This is a genomic window from Kitasatospora sp. NPDC059577 (assembly GCF_042735475.1).
Classification (GTDB): Bacteria; Actinomycetota; Actinomycetes; order Streptomycetales; family Streptomycetaceae; genus Kitasatospora.
The window spans coordinates 61,208-76,650 of the sequence record NZ_JBHWBZ010000024.1; the positions used below are offsets into that span (position 1 = coordinate 61,208).

Sequence of the window (15,443 nt, forward strand, 5' to 3'; positions counted from 1 at the left end):
GGGGGGGTCGGGGGGCCGCCCCCGCCCCCGGCGCCCGGGGGCCCCCCCCTCTCCGGGGGGGCCCCGGGGGGGGGCGCCGGCGGGGGCCCCCCCCCACCGCGCGCCTCCCGGCCTGTCCCCGGCCCGGGGGCCGGGTGCGGGGTCAGGGGCAGTGCTTCCAGGCGAGGTGGTAGACGGTGTTGATGTTGCCGTCCGTCGAGTCCATCGTCATGAAGCTGGTGCTCTTGGTCGGGTCCGAGGTGCCGGCCGCGACCCGCAGTTCGGTGTTGATGTTGAAGTTGCGCTCCTCGCCGCAGGGCGCCCAGACCAGGGCGGCGACGTCGACCGTGTCGGTCGCCTGCCAGCTGTCGTCCTGCGGGCCGGTGAAGCGGTGGGACGAGTAGGCGGTCTGGGCCTGGCCCTGGAAGTAGTAGTTGGCCCGTTCGGTCCCGTTCGCGCCCTTCTCCAGGTGGGCGAAGCCGCGGTAGTCGGCGGAGGCGATCGCGTAGGTGAAGCCCTGGGGGACGTGCACGCGCAGGTCGAGCTGGCAGTTCTTCCGGAAGTCGGTCGGCTTCGAGCCGAGCCCCACCTGAGCGAGGTATTCGCTGTAGGTGACGGTGAACGCGGTGTTGTCCGGGGAGACGGCCACCGCGGCCGTTCCCGTCGGACAGCCGGAGCCGTTGACCGTCGCCACGTCGATGACGATCCGGTCGGGCGGGGTCGGGAGCGAGTCGACGCCGAAGGCCGACGGGCCGGACAGCGATGCGGCGACGGCGGTCGCGGCGGCCAGCGCGCGGAGCAGCATGGGCATCCCCTTCGATCGAGCACGGAGTCTGAGTCGGAGGCGGTGCGGCGCGGTTCTGCGCGGTGCGGCGCGGTTCGGCACCACCTCGTTTTGACATGCATATGTCAGCACATGCGTGGGCCGCTGCCCAGGGGGTGGAGTCGAAAGAAGAGCCAATCCGGCCCCGGCCGCCCCGCGGGCGAACTCCGACCCCAGGAGGGCGAGTTCACCGGGGGCGCGCGAGTGGCGCCGGCACCCCGGGGTCGACAGATGCTTGACAAACTCAACCTTTCATCCCTAGAGTCGCCATTGCTTCACATACTGAAAGTTCCATGTGTCAAGCGCCACCGACGCCTCAAGACCGCGAGATCCTCATGCACGACAGCATCCCTTCTGTGGTCGCCCGCCTGCGGGCCGAATTCACCACCGGCCGGACCAGGCCGCTCGCCTGGCGGCTGGACAAGCTGGCCGCCCTGCGCACCCTGCTCACCGACCGGGCCGAGGTCTTCCAGGAGGCCCTGCACGCCGACCTCGGCAAGAGTGCCGCCGAGGCGTACCGCACCGAGATCGGCTTCACGATCAGGGAGATCGACCACACCACGGCGCACCTGGCGCAGTGGCTGCGGCCCGAACCGGCGGACGTCCCCGAGATCTTCCGCCCCGCCGAGGCCCGGGTCGTCCGCGACCCGCTGGGCGTGGTGCTGATCATCGCGCCCTGGAACTACCCGCTCCAGCTCGCCCTGGCCCCGCTGGTCGGCGCATTGGCCGCCGGGAACACCGCCCTCGTCAAGCCCAGCGAGCTCGCCCCCGCGACCTCCGCGGCCATCGCCGAGCTGCTGCCGCGCCACCTCGGCGAGGAGGCCGTCGCGGTCGTCGAGGGCGCCGTGCCCGAGACCACCGCCCTGCTGGAACAGCGCTTCGACCACATCTTCTACACCGGCAACGGCGCGGTCGGACGGATCGTCATGGCCGCCGCCGCCAAGCACCTGACCCCGGTCACCCTGGAGCTCGGCGGCAAGAGCCCCGTCGTGGTCGAACCCGGCGCCGACCTCGCCGTCACCGCCCGGCGGATCGCCCGCGGCAAGTTCCTCAACGCCGGCCAGACCTGCGTCGCCCCCGACTACGTCCTCGCAATCGGCGGGACCGCGACCGCCCTGGAGGCCGAACTGGCCGACGCGGTGCAGGAGTTGTTCGGCGCGGACCCGGCCGAGAGCCCGGACTACGGACGGATCGTCAACGAGCGCCACTTCGACCGGCTCACCGCCCTGCTGGCCGACGGCCGCACGGTCACCGGCGGCGAGCACGACCGCGCCGCACGCTACCTCGCCCCGACCGTCCTCGCCGACGTCCCGGCGACCGCCGCGGTGATGCAGGCCGAGATCTTCGGCCCGATCCTGCCCGTCCTCGGCGTCCCCGACCTCGACGCGGCGATCGCGTTCATCAACGAGCGCGACAAGCCGCTCGCCCTGTACGCCTTCACCGAATCCGAGGACACCAAGCGACGGCTGACCGAGGAGACCTCCTCCGGCGCGCTCAGCTTCGGCCTGCCCGTCTCCCACCTGGCGATGCCCGCGCTGCCGTTCGGCGGCGTCGGCGAGAGCGGCATGGGTCGCTACCACGGCGAGTACTCGATCGACACGTTCAGCCACACCAAGGCCGTCGTCGACAAGCCCCTCGCCTGACCCCAGTGCGTCCGCGGCTTCCCGACGCCCCGTGACACCGGGCCATGGGCCCCGGGCCCCCGCCGACCGTCCGAACGGCCGACGGGGGTTGGTGCGTGGCACCCGAGGTTCGTGGCGCCCGGGGTCCGGTGCCCGGGGTCCGGTGCCCGGGGTTCGTGGCGCCCGGGGTCGGGTACGGCCGGCCCTCAGGACGACCGCCGTACCACCAGCTCCGTCGGCAGCACCAGCCGAGAGGGCGCCGCGTCCTCGCCGGCGATCTGCCGCAGCAGGAGCCCGGCCATCGCACGGCCCATCTCCTCGACGGGCTGGCGGACGGTGGTCAGCGGCGGATCGAGGAGCCGGGCCACCGGTGAGTCGTCGACGCCGACCAGCGCGATGTCGCCCGGCACGTCCAGGCCCCGGGCCCGCAGGACGGCGAGGGCCCCGACCGCCATCACGTCCGAGGCGGCGAACACCGCATCCAGATCGGGGCAGCGCCCCAGCAGGTCGCGCATCGCCCGGCGGCCGCCGTCCTCCGTGAAGTCCCCTCCGGCGACGAGGCGTTCGTCCGCGGGCAGGCCGACCGCAGCCAGCGCCTGGCGGTAGCCGACCAGCCGGCCGTACGCGGCGTCCATGTCCAGCGGGCCGGTGATGGTGGCGATGCGGCACCGCCCCCGCCCGGCCAGGTGCTCCACGGCCGAGCGGGCGGCCCCCACGTTGTCGGTGTCGACGTACGCCGTCGGCTCCTGCGGCGACCGGCGGCCGTTCAGCACGGCCGGCAGGCCGAGCGCGCGCACCCGGTCCGGCAGCGGGTCGTCCCGGTGGACGGAGACCAGCAGCACGCCGTCCACCCGCTGCGCGGCCAGGTACTGCTCGAAGCGGCGCCGCTCCTGCTCGGTGCGGACCAGTGTGAGCAGCAACTGCTTGTCTGCCGCGCCGAGTTCGGAACTCACCCCGCGGATGACGTCCAGGAAGTACGGCTCCGCCCACAGTCGCGCCTCGGTCTCGGGCACGACCAGCGCGATCGCGTCCGTCCGGCGGCCGGCCGGCGACCGGGCCGCCTGGTCGGGTGCGTAGCCGAGCTCCGCGATGGCCCGGCCGGCCGCCTCCCTCGTCCGGTCGCTCACCCGGTGCGAACCGTTGATCGCCCGGGACACCGTGCCGCGTCCCACCCCGGCCCGGGCCGCGACCGTCTCCAGGGTCGGCCTTCCGGTCTGCCGTCCGCTCACTGCCCACGCGCCTTCCGTCGCCGCCCACCGGCCTCGCGCCCGCCTGGCAGCGCATGCTAGATCACCCGGCGCGGCCCCGCCACGGGTCGTGCAGGTACGGGAAGGGCCGGCGGCGACCGGCGGCTCCCACGCAGGTACGTGCCCGGACCGGGCAATGCGGGCACTGCGCAGGCCGTTCACGACGACCTGGCTGATGGGGGCGAAGTAGAAGTCGGTCGACCGGCGCATGGCGTCGAGGAGGCCGGGGACCTGCCAGCCGACGTCGTTGAACCTGGTGGCCACCAGCCGCTGCTGGGCGGCGGTGTCGCACCGGCCGTAGCTCAGCGGCGCCGAGCGGAAGAACCAACCGACCACCAGGTCCCGGTTGTCGTGGACGGTGTAGCAGCCCAGGGTCCGGCCGGGCAGGTTCAGCAGCAGACCGGTGCGATCGAGGCCCTGGGTGTTCGGCATCGTGAAGTGCCCCTGGTAGCGGCCCAGGTGCCGGACGAAGTCGGTTTCGGGTCCGAAGGCGAGGGACCGGGTCCGGGAGTGCAGTCCGTCGGCGCCGACGACGAGGTCGAAGGTGCGGTGCGCCCTGCTGCCCCCGCACCCGCCCGGCCGTACGCAGCGTGAAGGAATGGCCGGAAATCGGCCGTGCCGGTTGACCCTCGACACCAGCTACCGGGGGGCATCGGCTCTCTCCGATCACGATGATCAGGGGGGGGCAGTGTCGCACGGCCCGGAATTCCACGACTCCCCCGGGACGATCATGGCCGGCACCCGCCCGGGCCGTACGGAGCGGGCGATCGCCGTACGGAGCGGTAGCGTCACCGCATTCACCGAGACATGAATGTGTCATTCCGGGGGCTGTCCGAAAATCGCCCATGGGCCTAGGCTGCGGCGCGTGTCGCTCTTCCGAAGAATTCGCGCCTCCAGCCCCAGCGTGCGCCCCGAACTCGACGACGTCGAACTCGGCCGCGTCCGGCGCCAGCTCAAGTCCCCGGGCCTGCCCGGCCAGAGCGCCATCCAGATCGACCAGGTCGAACGGCTGCTCCGGGAGACCGGCACGGACTGGGACCGCCGCGGGCACCGTTTCGGCGTCCTCGCCGAAGCGGCCGCACCGTCCTCCCTCGCGCACAACTGGGTGCTGCGCCGTGCCCAGAGCGCGGACGCGCTGACGTTCGCGGGGTGGGTCCAACTCGTCCGCGGCCGGCACGCGGGACAAATGGAGGACGCCCGCGCGGCGGCCGACACCTGCTACCGCGCGGCCGAGATCTCGCCCGAGGATCCGACGCCCTGGGTCGTCCTGCTCGGGATCCTGCGCCTGATGCGCGCGGAATCGCGCGACGTGGTCGCCGTCTGGCACGAGGTCGCCGAACGGGACCCGTGGAACCGCGAGGCCCACCTGCAGATGCTGCGGTACCTGTCGCCGGAGGAGTGCGGGTCGCGCAGCGCCCAGCTCAACTTCGTCGACACGGTCCGGGCCTCCGCGCCGCCGACCGCGCCGACCGCCGCGGTGGAACTCACGGCGCTCGTGGACGAACACGCCCGCACGTCGGCCGCCGGCGGCGTCGAGGCACTGCTGGTCCGTCGCCAGTGGACCCACAACCGGGCGATCACCGCGCTCGACACCGCCCTGCACGGATGGCCCCGGCTCGGCGGACTCGGCCACGCGGCGGCCGCCGCCGACCTCAACGTGCTGGCCTTCGCCCTGATCCAGGCGGGCCGCGCGAACGAGGTCGGTGACACCTTCCGCCTGATCGACAACTCCGTCACCGCCTGGCCGTGGAACCTCCTCGGCGACCCGATCCAGCAGTTCACCTACTGGCAGGCGCGCACCTCGGGCTGACACCGGCCCGCGCCCCGGACCGCCGACACCGCGGCGCACGACGCCTCCTTCGCGCTCCGGCACCCGGAGCGGCGCACGACCGTCGACGACCGGCCGTGCGCCGCCAGGCAGGCTGGTCAGCCGGCCGTGGACCGCACCGCCTCCCGGATCAGCTCCACCACGGCGTCAGGCCTGGCGAGCATGACCAGGTGCGAGGAGTCGACCTCGACGGTGGTCATGCCGGCGCGCCGGTATCCGTAGCGCTCCACCTCGGGGTTGATGGTCCGGTCCTCGGTGGCGATCAGGCCCCAGGACGGCTTGCTCCTCCACGCCGCGACCGGGGCCGTCTCCGTGAAGGCCCGTGCGGCCAGGGGGCGCTGGGAGACGGCGAGCACCGCCGCGAGCGCGGGGTCGACGTCCGCCGCGAACAGGGCGGGGAACCGGTCGACCGCCACGGTGACGTCGGTGCCGGTCTCGGTGGAACCGGCCACCGGGAAGGGGGTCAGGACCAGCGCCTCGGCGAGGCCCGAGTCGGGGAAGCGTCCCTGCAACTCGCCCAGGCTCTCGCCCTGCTCCAGGGCGTACCCGGCGAGGTAGACGAGTGCCCGGACGTTGTCCTCCACACCTGCGAGGGTGATGACGGCGCCGCCGTAGGAGTGCCCGACCAGGATCACGGGCCCGTCGACGGCACGGACCACCGAGGCGATGTACGCGGCGTCGTCGACCAGACCGCGGTTGGGCACCGCCGGAGCGACCACGGCCAGGCCGGCGGCGGTCAGCTCCGGAACGACGCGGGCGTAGCTGGAGGCGTCGGCGAAAGCACCGTGGACCAGGACGACGGTGGGGCGGGCGGATCGGGACACAGGAGGACTCCTCGGTGGGTGACTGGGGGTTCGTGGCTGCCGCGGTGCGAGACCGGGGCGCGAGACCGGGGCGAGAGACCGACGTGCGAGACCGGGGCGAGAGGCCGGAGTGCGGCCGTCAGAGCGTGCGGCGCACGCCCGCCTGGCGTTCCAGGTTGCGGAGCTGGACGGTGAGGTCGCCCTCCACGGCGGTGTGGGCCGGGCCGCTGCGGCCGACGGGCAGGACCTCCTCGCTGCGCATGTCCTCCAGCATCAGCGCGAAGGCCGCGTACATCGCGACGAGCGCCACCAGGAGGCCGAGGGCCCCGGACGTGCGCGTCAGCCACTCGGCGCCGGTGAGGCCCGACAGGCCGGTGGCCGCCCAGCGGGGCAGGGAGGCCAGCAGCACGAACCAGAGCGCGCGCTTGGGCCTGGTCACGGAGGCCATCAGCGCGCCGAAGCAGAGGAACGCCAGGTTGAACACGCCCAGCACCGGCAGGCCGTCCGCCGCGCCGCTGAACATGACGAGCGCGTAGGCCAGCCAGCTGCCGGAGAACACGCCCATGAGCGTCGCCGCGATCACGTCGCGGGCGCCGAACGCCAGGACGCTCACCAGGAGTTGCAGGACGAAGGCGGGCAGCACGCACAGCGCGACGGCGCCGCGGGCCTGGGGCCCGAGGAGCCCGAGCTGCAGGCAGCCCGTCATCACGGAGGCGATCGCCACCGTGAAGAAGCCCAGCGGCATGGGTGAGGCGATGGGCCGCAGGTTGATGCGGGTCATCGACCGGAGGTCCGGTTCGAAGCGGCGTTCCGCCCGGGCGTCCGGCTGCTCGGCCGGGCCGGCGGCGGCCGCCGCGACGTCGTGCGGGTCCGCCATCAGCCGCGCACCAGCGGGGTGTCGACCAGGTGCTCGGCCAGGAACCACACCTGGGCCTCGCCGGTGCGGACGACCTCCGAGACGAGCAGGTCGGCGCTGCCCTCGTCGCCCTCCGCGGAGAGCCTGGCGGCGGCGTCCCGGGCGTCGATCAGGATCCGCTCGTGCGCGTCGAGCAGTCGCGACAGCATGGCGGGGACCTTCTCGACGCCGTCCGGCGGCCGGGGGACGGACGTCAGCTCCGCGACGTGACGCGGGTCTCCGACGGCGACGCCGCCGAGGCTCTGCACCCGCTCGGCCAGGGCGTCCACGATGGCCAGTTGGGCGTCGGCGTGCTTGTCCAGCATCAGGTGGAGCGAGTAGAAGGTCGCCCCGCGCATGAGCCAGTGGTGCTTCTTGTAGAGCGAGTAGAGGATCTGGGTGTCGGCGAGGACGCGGTTCAGCCGCTGGCAGCCGTACATGCGGGTGTCGTGGCCGAGGCCGATCGGCAGCTGCTTGAGCGTGCCGAACGCCTGGGTCTCGGCGCCCTTCTGGTGCAGCAGCGGCTGGCCGCCGCCGGTCGGGTGCGCGGTCTCGTCAGCGGTCCGGTGCACGGTTTCCATCGGGTGCTCCTGTTCGGGGAAGGGGGTCCGGGGGTGGGCAAGGGGTCCGGGGGGGTGGCAAGGGGTCCGGTGGGCGGAAGGGCGTCCGGTGGGTCCGGTCGCCCGGTCGGGGTGCGCGCGGCCGGGCCCGTTCTGCGGAGTCCGCGGTCGGCGGCTCGGCACTCCTCGAAGCTACGGCCGACCCGGCCGGGCGGCTGTGCGCCCCGTGCCCCGGAGTTGGCACCACAGCGCACCACGCCGCACGTCACCGCACGACGCCCGCATGACGCGGCACGACGCCGCATGACAACGCACGACGCCGCACGACGCCGCGCCGAGCCTGTGAGCCGTGGTCACAGGATCACCGCCTGTCTGGCTGGGTACCGGGCCGGTCCGCAGGATGGCCGCATCGGACGTCCTGTCAGCCGTCGCGCGGCCGCTTCCGCCCGCCGTCCGAGGGCCGGCCGCGCCTCGTACCAGAAGGTGGTACCCCGTCGTGAGCAGCATCTCCGACCCGCCCCTGCCCGACCGGGCCGAGGAGGTCCCGCCGCTGGACGCACCGGCACCGGGCTTCGACCGGTGGCGCTACGCAGGGGTGTTCCTCCTGCTGTTCCTGTTCGGCACGGAGACGTTCCTGGTGTCGCCACTGCTGCCGACCATCGCGGACTCGGTCCGCACCAGCGAGGCGGCCGCCGCGTCCAGCGTCACGGCGTACGTGCTGGTGTACGCCGTCGCGGCGCCCTTCCTCGGGCTGTCGAGCGACCGGTTCGGCCGTCGGCGCACCCTCGTCGTGGGCACCCTGCTGTTCGTCCTGTCCAACGCGGCGGCGGCCCTGTCCACCGGGCTGACCCTGCTGGTCGTCTCCCGCGCGGTGGCTGGGCTGGCGGCGGCTGCGGCCGGGCCGGCGATCTGGGCGCACATCGCCGAGACCGCGCCGGAGGCGGTGCGCGGGCGGGCACTGGGCCTCGCCATGGCGTTGTTCTCCTGCGGCCAGGTGATCGGTGTGCCGCTCGGCGGGTTCCTGGCCGGGCTGGCCGGCTGGCGCTCGGCGTTCTGGGCGCTGGCGGTCGGCACGGCCGCCGCGGTGCCGCTGCTGCTGCGTCAGGTCGGGGGCGGACCGGCCGGGGCGCCCGCGCCACGGGTGGGCGCGGTCCGGGCGATCCTGGCGGGCTGGGCCGACCCGACGCTGCGCCGCGCCCTGCTGGTCAACACCGTGTTCAACACGGCCAACCTGGGCGCCTACACCTTCCTCGGCGCGCTGCTGGTGCAGCGCTTCGACCTGTCGGTGCAGGCGCTCGGTCTGGTGGGCGTGCTGGTCGGCGCGGGCAGCATGGCCGGTTCGCTGGTGGGCGGTCGGCTCGGCGACCGGGCCAGGACCGCCGGGCGTTCGGACCTTCCGCTACTGCCGCTGTGGGGCGTCCTGCTGGCGGTGGGGATCGCGGTGACGGCCGAGGGGCCGGGCCTGGTCCTCGCCCTGGCCGGGGTGACGGTGTGGTTCCTCGCCTCGGGGGGCTTCGTGACGGACCAGCAGACGCTGGCGGGCACCATCGCCCCGGAGCTGCGGGCGACCTCCAGCGCCTGGCTGACCTCGACCATGTACGCGGGCACCGGCGTCGGCGCCTGGGTGGTGGGGACGTTCGGCGACGTCGCGCAGGGCACCCTGCTGGTCGGCGCCGGGCTGGCGCTGCTGGCCGCGCTCGGCGGGCTGGCGGTCAGTGCGGGGCTGCGCCACAACGCGACCGCCACCGCCGGCGCCACCGCCACCACCGGCGCCACCACCGCGGCCGCCACCGCGCCGGAGGCCTGAGACCGGCTCAGCCGACCCGGCGCTCCCCCTCGCCGCCGCCGACCGCGCGCAACGGATGCTCGACCAGTTCGGTCATCCGCGCCCGGTCGGCGGCGGCGGTCGGGGTGAACAGCAGCACCGTCGCGGACGGGTCGTCCACCGGGTGGAAGGACGACAGGGTCAGCCGGACCGGGCCGAGGCCGGCCGGCGCGACGGTGACGGTGCGCACGGTCAGTTCCGCCACCGAGTGGCACCCCCACCAGTGGCGGAGCTCCGGCGCGTCCTCGTCCAGGTGCCGGTAGACCTCGCGGGTGCGGGGGTCGGCGAGGGCGGGGCCGGCCTGCGCGCGGAAGTGCTGGAAGACGTTCATCGCGAGCGGTTCCCAGTCGGGCAGCACCGCGCGTACCCGCGGGTGCGCGGCCATCACCCACATGAGGTTGCGCCGGTCGGCGGGCACGAACTCGGGCGGGCCCCACAGCGCCGCCCACGCGGTGTTCCAGCCGCGCAGGTCGAAGTGGCGGTCGAGCAGGACGGCCGGGCTGGTGGGCCAGGAGTCGAGGACGGGCTGGATGGCCTCGGCGACGCGGCCGGTGCCCTCGGGCCCGGCGGCCGGGGCGGGCTCGTGGTAGCCGGCCAGGCGCAGGGCGTGCCGCAGGCCCGCGTCGTCCAGCCGCAGCACGCGGGCGATCGCCTCCAGCACCTGTCGGGAGGCGGCGACCCTCCCCTGTTCGACCCAGGTGTACCAGGCGAGGCCGACGCCGGAGAGGGAGGCGACCTCTTCGCGGCGCAGGCCGGGGGTGCGGCGGCGGGTGGTGGCGGTGAGGCCGACGTCGGCGGGCTTGAGGAGTTCGCGGTGGGCGCGCAGGAAGGCGCCGAGTTCCCGTCCGGCGGGGGGAGTTGACACGGGTGGGCTCCTCGGACACTTGCTGCGGACGTCGGGGGTTCCGGGGTTCGGTCCCAGCGTAGGTGGAGCCCGCCGCTCCTCCCAGGGGTGAGCGGCGGCCTACACACACTGTTAACGACAGCACACACCGTCAACGACCGCACACTGTCAACGGGACGTCAACGACCAGAGCCGGACGGCCATGTGGCTGACGTGTCCGCGCTCCCGCTGCCGGCGCCAGGCGCTCTCGCCGACGGCGCGGAAGAACTCCGCCCGCCGGTCCTCCGGCACGAGCCCGCTGTAGTAGTCGCCGAAGGTGGCGGCGTGGAAGTGCTCGTACTGCGCGGCGCCGTCGACGGTGACGACGGCGTCGCGCTCCAGGTGGCCGGCCACCCGCAGGTGCGGGCCGATCAGCGCCGCGAGGTCCTCGACGGTCCTGGTGCGGGTGGCGATGGGCAGGACGCCGCCGCGGGCGAAGGCGCCGGGCACCTCGTCGTACGGGGTACCGAGGGCGACCAGGGCGTCCCGGACGAGTTCGTCCTCGCCGCCGAGCCCGTGTTCGTCCCGGGCGGGGTGGTAGGTGGTGAGCAGGAACGTGCCGCCGGGGGCGAGGTGGGCGCCGGCCCAGGCGAAGATCCGTTCCTCGTCCGGGTGGAGCCAGTGCAGCACCGAGGTCTGGGTGATCACCTCGGCCCGGAAGGGCAGCGGCTCGGGCGCGGTGAGGTCGGCCCGGTGCAGGGCGACCCGCTCGCCGTACGGCCGGAGCCGCTCGGCGGCCTCGGCGATGCGGTGCGGTGAGCGTTCCAGGCCGACGGCGCGCCGCAGGGTGGGGAACCGTTCGAGGGCGGCCTGTAGCAGTTGGCCGATCCCGCTGCCGAGGTCGATCAGGGTCTCGGGGGCGCCGGTGACCTGGTCGAGCACCCAGTCGCGGTCCTGGACCTGGCGCAGTCGGCTGGCGTCGGCGTACCCGGCGAGGGTGCGGGCCTGGATCTCGACGGCGGACGCGGTCACTTCTGGTTCTCCTCGGCGTCGGCGGGCCGGTCGACCAGCTGCAGCAGCCGCTCACGGGCCCCGCTCTGGTCGTACCGCTTGAAGATGTTGATCCGGTTGCGCGCGAGGTCGCCCCGGTGCACGTACTCGTAGAGGTCCTGGCGCTGGCCGAAGCCGTCGCCGGTGAGCTCCCAGGCGATCCGGAACAGCCGGGACTTGCGCTCGGCGTCGATGCCGCGCCCGCGCATGTAGCGGTCCAGGTGCGGGCGCAGCCGGGGGTGGGCGAGGTCGGCGGCGGTGGGCTGGATGAGCAGTCCCGAGGCGCCGATCCGGCGGACGATCTCGACGGCGCTGCCGGCGACCTCGGCGGACCAGACCCGGGAGGCGGCGGTGTCACCGGGGGCGAAGAGGCCGCTGTCGGTGGGGCCGCCGCGGGCTTCGGCGGCGTCCAGGAAGTACTCGGTCAGCTCGGCGTACCCGGCGAGGCGTCCGAGGTCCTCCTGGATGTTGCGGAAGCCGTCCACGCCGATCGACTCGGCGAGGAGGGTGGCGGTGGCGAGCAGGGTACGCAGCCGCTCGCGGTAGCGGACGTGGCCGATGTAGGCGCTCCAGGCGTTGATCCGGGCGAGGCCGAGCCGGGCCAGGGCGGGGTCGCGCAACAGGAAGACGCGCTCCCAGGGCACCAGGACGTCGTCGAAGAAGAGCATCGCGTCCTGCTCGTCGTACCGCGCGCCGAGCGGGTGGGCGTGGCCCCAGGCGGCGGTGCCGAGCGGTTCGCGGGCGAGGGTGATCAGGCCGGGGGTGTCGAGCGGCAGGGCGAACCAGCTCACGAACTGCTCGCCGCGGCCCTCGGTGAAGGAGGCCGAGAGGTAGACCAGTACTTCGTGGGCGAGCGGGGCGAGGGTGGTGAGCTGCTTGGCGCCGCGCACCACGATGCCCTGGTCGTTCTCCTCGATGACGCGCAGGGCGAGGTCGGGGTCGTCGACCGGGGAGGCGGAGCGGTCGATCTGCGGGTCGCCGAGGGCGTGCGAGAGGACGAGGTCGTTGGTGGCGCAGTGGCGGTACCAGGCTTCGGCGTTGGCGCCGAAGCGGGGGTCGGCCTCGGCGAGCCGGTGCCGGAAGTCGTGGACGCCGACGGCGATGGAGGCCATGAAGGCGGGCGAGCGGCCCTGCTGTCCGAGTGCTTCGGCGTGCCAGAACTCGGCGCTGCGGCGCTGGAGCCGGAGGTCGTCGAGGGTGCGCGGGGGCTGGTAGGCGCGGGCCAGCCGCAGGCCGCTGTCGGGGTCCTGCCAGGTGAGCAGGTCGCGGTGGTCGGGGTCGTGCTGGAGGTCGAGCAGGCGGGCCAGTTCGTCCACGGCCGGGCGGAACGCGGGGTGCTCGGCGGGGTTGGCGATCCGTCGGCCGTCGAGGTACAGCTCACGGCCGTCGTCGAGTTCGGCCCGGTAGCGGTCGCCGGTGAGGAGGCCTCGGGCGGTGGCGGGCGCGCCGCGACCGGTGCGGGTGTCCAGCAGTGTCATGCGCCGACTCCGTTGGTGGTGAGGGGATTCGGGGCCAGTACGCGGTACTGGCCGTCGTGGTAGAGGAGGGGTGTGCCGTCGTCGCGGGCGGCGGCGGCGACCCGGCCGACCAGGATGGTGTGGTCGCCGCCGGGGAGGTCCGCGTGCAGCCGGCAGTCGAACCGGGCCAGGGCGTCCTCGACGAGCGGCGCGCCGGTTGCGGCCGTCCGCATCGGTACGGCGGCGTGGGCGCCGACGGCGGTGAAGGCGCCGCGCGCGCGGCCGGCCCCGGGGGTGGCGAACCGCCGGGCGACGGATATCTGACGGTTCGTCAGGATCGACAGTCCGAAGTGTCCGGAGGCCCGGACGGCGGCGACCAGCGGGCTGTGCCGGCCGATCGCGACGGTGACCAGCAGCGGGTCGAGGGAGAGGGTGCTGAAGGAGGAGACCGTCTTGGCGAAGACCTCCTCGCCGGTGCGGGCGGTGATCACCGCGACCCCGCTGGTCCAGCCGCGGGAGGCGGCCCGGAAGTCCTCGGCGGCCGTCCGTACGTCCGGTTCCTCGACGGCCGCCCGCACTTCGGGGCCGTCGACGGCCGCCCGCAGGTCGGAGGCGGCGGTCGGGGCGGCCGTCGGGGCGGCCGTCGGGGCGGCCGTCGGGGCGGCCGTCGGGGCGGCGGTCGGGGCGGCGCCGCTCATCGCAGCCCCACCCGGTAGGCGCGCAGCCACTCGTCGACCTGGACGAGGTGGTCGAGGCCGCCGACCGGGTTCGGCGCGGTGCGCGGGCTGGGCAGCGGCCGGCCCTCGGCGAGCAGCCGGCGGACCAGCTCGCGGTCCACCAGCTCGAACACCGGCGCGTTCGGGTCGGCCAGCAGGTCCTGCGCCCGGGCCGTGAGCACCTCGGTGTAGCGGACGGCGGGCGTGGACGGGTACCCGCTCTTGGGCCGGTCGGTGACCTGCGGCGGGAGGAGGTCCCGGACGGCGTCCCGGAGCAGGCCCTTGGCCCGCCCGTCCGGCGCCTTGAGCGCCCACGGGACGTTCCACAGGTACTCCACCAGGCGGTGGTCGCAGAACGGCACCCGGACCTCCAGGCCCACCGACATCGACACCCGGTCGACCCGGTCCAGCAGCGGGGGCAGCCAGCGGGTCAGCGCGAGGTGGAAGACCTCGCGGATCCGCGCGTCGCGGGCCGGCTCCCCGTCCAGGCGCGGTACTTCGCCGAGCGAGCGGCGGTAGGCGGCGGCGGTGTACTCCTCGGGGCGCACCTCGGCCCGGACGTCCGCGCGCAGCAGGTCCGCCGGGGTGGCCCTGCCGTGCAGCCACGGGAAGGTCAGGGCGGCGACCGCGGCGGCGTCGTGGAAGTAGGGGTAGCCGCCGAAGATCTCGTCCGCGGCCTCGCCGGAGAGCGCGACGGTGGAGCGCCGCCGCACCTCACGGAAGAGCAGGTGCAGGGAGGCGTCCATCTCGCCCCACCCGGGGCGGTCGCGGGCGCGCAGGACGGCGTCGCGGGCGTCCAGCAGGTCGTCGTCGGGCACCAGGACGGTGGTGTGCAGGGTGCCGATGTGCTCGGCGGCGGCCTCCACGTAGGGGGCGTCGAGGGTGGTCCGCCAGGCGTCGGGGGTGCGGTCGGCGCTGCCGGGGAAGTCGACGGAGAAGCTGGTGATCTTGCCCTGGCCGGCCCGCTCGCGGGCCGCGGCGGCCAGCGCGGTGACGGCGCTGGAGTCGACGCCGCCGGAGAGCAGGGTGCACAGCGGGACGTCGCTGATCAGCTGCCGTCCGACGGCGTCGGCGAGCAGGCCGCGGACGGTCGCCCGGGTGGTCGCGGCGTCGTCCCGGTGCTCGGCAGACTCCAGCCGCCAGTAGCGGACCTCGCGGGTGGCGGCGCGCGTGACGGCCACCAGGTGGCCGGGCCGCACCTCGTGGAGGCCGCGGAAGAGGCCATGGCCGGCGCTCGGTGCGGCGGGCAGCGCGAACAGTTCGGCGATGCCCTCCGCGTCCAGCTCGGCGCGGAACAGCGGGTTGGCGAGCACCGCCTTCGGCTCGGAGCCGAACAGCACGCCGCTGCGGTGGTCGTGCCAGAAGAGCGGTTTGATGCCCAGGTGGTCGCGGACCAGCAGCAGTTCCTCCTGCCGGGCGTCCCACAGGGCGTAGGCGAAGATGCCGTTGAACCTGGACGGCGCGGACCGGCCCCACTGGAGGTGGGCGCGCAGGACCACCTCGGTGTCCGAGCGGGTCCGGAAGACGTGCCCGAGGGCCTCCAGTTCGGTGCGCAGTTCGCGGTGGTTGTAGAGCTCGCCGTTGTAGGAGAGGACGGCCGCAGTGTCCGGTCCGGGTCGGTCGGCGAGCGGCTGGACGCCACCGTCGAGGTCGATCACGGACAGCCGCCGGTGGCCGAGGGCCGCGTGCCGGGAGAGCCAGACGCCGTCGGCGTCCGGGCCCCGGCAGGCGAGGGTGGCGGTCATCTCCCGGAGCGCCCGGGCCTGGTGGAGCAGGTCGGTGTCCCAGTCGATCCAGCCGGTGATTCCGCACATG

Annotated in this window: 13 protein-coding genes; 3 read left to right on the forward strand and 10 right to left on the reverse strand. The window is 74.4% G+C overall.

Translation table 11 applies throughout. The features are described 5' to 3' along the window. Positions 1-142: 142 nt before the first annotated feature. Positions 143-790, reverse strand: a complete 648-nt coding sequence (locus ACFV0O_RS20275; RefSeq protein WP_380343482.1) for a DUF4360 domain-containing protein — start codon at positions 788-790, stop codon at positions 143-145. Positions 791-1,137: 347 nt separating this feature from the next. On the opposite strand from ACFV0O_RS20275, the gene ACFV0O_RS20280 reads away from it, so the two are divergent. After that, complete coding sequence (locus ACFV0O_RS20280) at positions 1,138-2,445, forward strand: aldehyde dehydrogenase family protein (protein ID WP_380343485.1); 1,308 nt, start codon at positions 1,138-1,140, stop codon at positions 2,443-2,445. A 185-nt stretch (positions 2,446-2,630) separates the two neighbouring features. On the opposite strand, the gene ACFV0O_RS20285 is transcribed toward ACFV0O_RS20280, so the two are convergent. Next, positions 2,631-3,653 carry a LacI family DNA-binding transcriptional regulator gene (locus ACFV0O_RS20285; RefSeq protein WP_380343610.1) on the reverse strand — a complete coding sequence of 341 codons (1,023 nt, stop codon included), beginning with the start codon at positions 3,651-3,653 and terminating at the stop codon, positions 2,631-2,633. Between the two features lie 883 nt (positions 3,654-4,536). Between ACFV0O_RS20285 and ACFV0O_RS20290 the strand changes: the two genes are divergently transcribed. Continuing rightward, positions 4,537-5,481 (forward strand): hypothetical protein, encoded by a 945-nt coding sequence (locus ACFV0O_RS20290; protein WP_380343488.1) that lies wholly within the window; start codon positions 4,537-4,539, stop codon positions 5,479-5,481. 116 nt (positions 5,482-5,597) lie between these two features. On the opposite strand, the gene ACFV0O_RS20295 is transcribed toward ACFV0O_RS20290, so the two are convergent. The 3 genes from ACFV0O_RS20295 to ACFV0O_RS20305 all read right to left on the reverse strand — a co-directional run bounded on the left by ACFV0O_RS20295 (position 5,598) and on the right by ACFV0O_RS20305 (position 7,778). Continuing rightward, positions 5,598-6,323, reverse strand: a complete 726-nt coding sequence (locus ACFV0O_RS20295) for an alpha/beta fold hydrolase (protein WP_360255316.1) — start codon at positions 6,321-6,323, stop codon at positions 5,598-5,600. A 118-nt stretch (positions 6,324-6,441) separates the two neighbouring features. Next, positions 6,442-7,179, reverse strand: a complete 738-nt coding sequence (locus tag ACFV0O_RS20300; RefSeq protein WP_380343491.1) for an acetate uptake transporter family protein — start codon at positions 7,177-7,179, stop codon at positions 6,442-6,444. Continuing rightward, complete coding sequence (locus ACFV0O_RS20305; RefSeq protein ID WP_380343494.1) at positions 7,179-7,778, reverse strand: Dps family protein; 600 nt, start codon at positions 7,776-7,778, stop codon at positions 7,179-7,181. The genes ACFV0O_RS20300 and ACFV0O_RS20305 overlap by 1 nt, the downstream gene beginning before the upstream one ends. A gap of 475 nt (positions 7,779-8,253) precedes the next feature. Between ACFV0O_RS20305 and ACFV0O_RS20310 the strand changes: the two genes are divergently transcribed. Next, a complete protein-coding gene (locus ACFV0O_RS20310) occupies positions 8,254-9,564 on the forward strand; it encodes an MFS transporter (protein WP_380343496.1) in 1,311 nt (436 codons plus the stop codon). 7 nt (positions 9,565-9,571) lie between these two features. Here the strand turns inward: ACFV0O_RS20310 and ACFV0O_RS20315 are convergent, their stop codons facing one another. The 5 genes from ACFV0O_RS20315 to asnB form a co-directional block, all read right to left on the reverse strand. Beyond that, positions 9,572-10,447 carry a helix-turn-helix transcriptional regulator gene (locus ACFV0O_RS20315; RefSeq protein WP_380343499.1) on the reverse strand — a complete coding sequence of 292 codons (876 nt, stop codon included), beginning with the start codon at positions 10,445-10,447 and terminating at the stop codon, positions 9,572-9,574. A 147-nt stretch (positions 10,448-10,594) separates the two neighbouring features. Further along, positions 10,595-11,437 (reverse strand): class I SAM-dependent methyltransferase, encoded by an 843-nt coding sequence (locus tag ACFV0O_RS20320; RefSeq protein ID WP_380343502.1) that lies wholly within the window; start codon positions 11,435-11,437, stop codon positions 10,595-10,597. After that, positions 11,434-12,933: a 4-hydroxyphenylacetate 3-hydroxylase family protein gene (locus tag ACFV0O_RS20325; RefSeq protein ID WP_380343504.1), complete on the reverse strand. Its 1,500-nt coding sequence runs from the start codon at positions 12,931-12,933 to the stop codon at positions 11,434-11,436. The genes ACFV0O_RS20320 and ACFV0O_RS20325 overlap by 4 nt, the downstream gene beginning before the upstream one ends. Next, entirely contained in the window at positions 12,930-13,610 is a 681-nt protein-coding gene (locus ACFV0O_RS20330; protein WP_380343506.1) for a flavin reductase family protein, read from the reverse strand. Before ACFV0O_RS20330 ends, ACFV0O_RS20325 begins: the two co-directional genes overlap by 4 nt. Beyond that, entirely contained in the window at positions 13,607-15,442 is a 1,836-nt protein-coding gene (gene asnB, locus ACFV0O_RS20335; protein WP_380343509.1) for an asparagine synthase (glutamine-hydrolyzing), read from the reverse strand. Before asnB ends, ACFV0O_RS20330 begins: the two co-directional genes overlap by 4 nt. Between the last annotated feature and the right edge of the window lies 1 nt (position 15,443).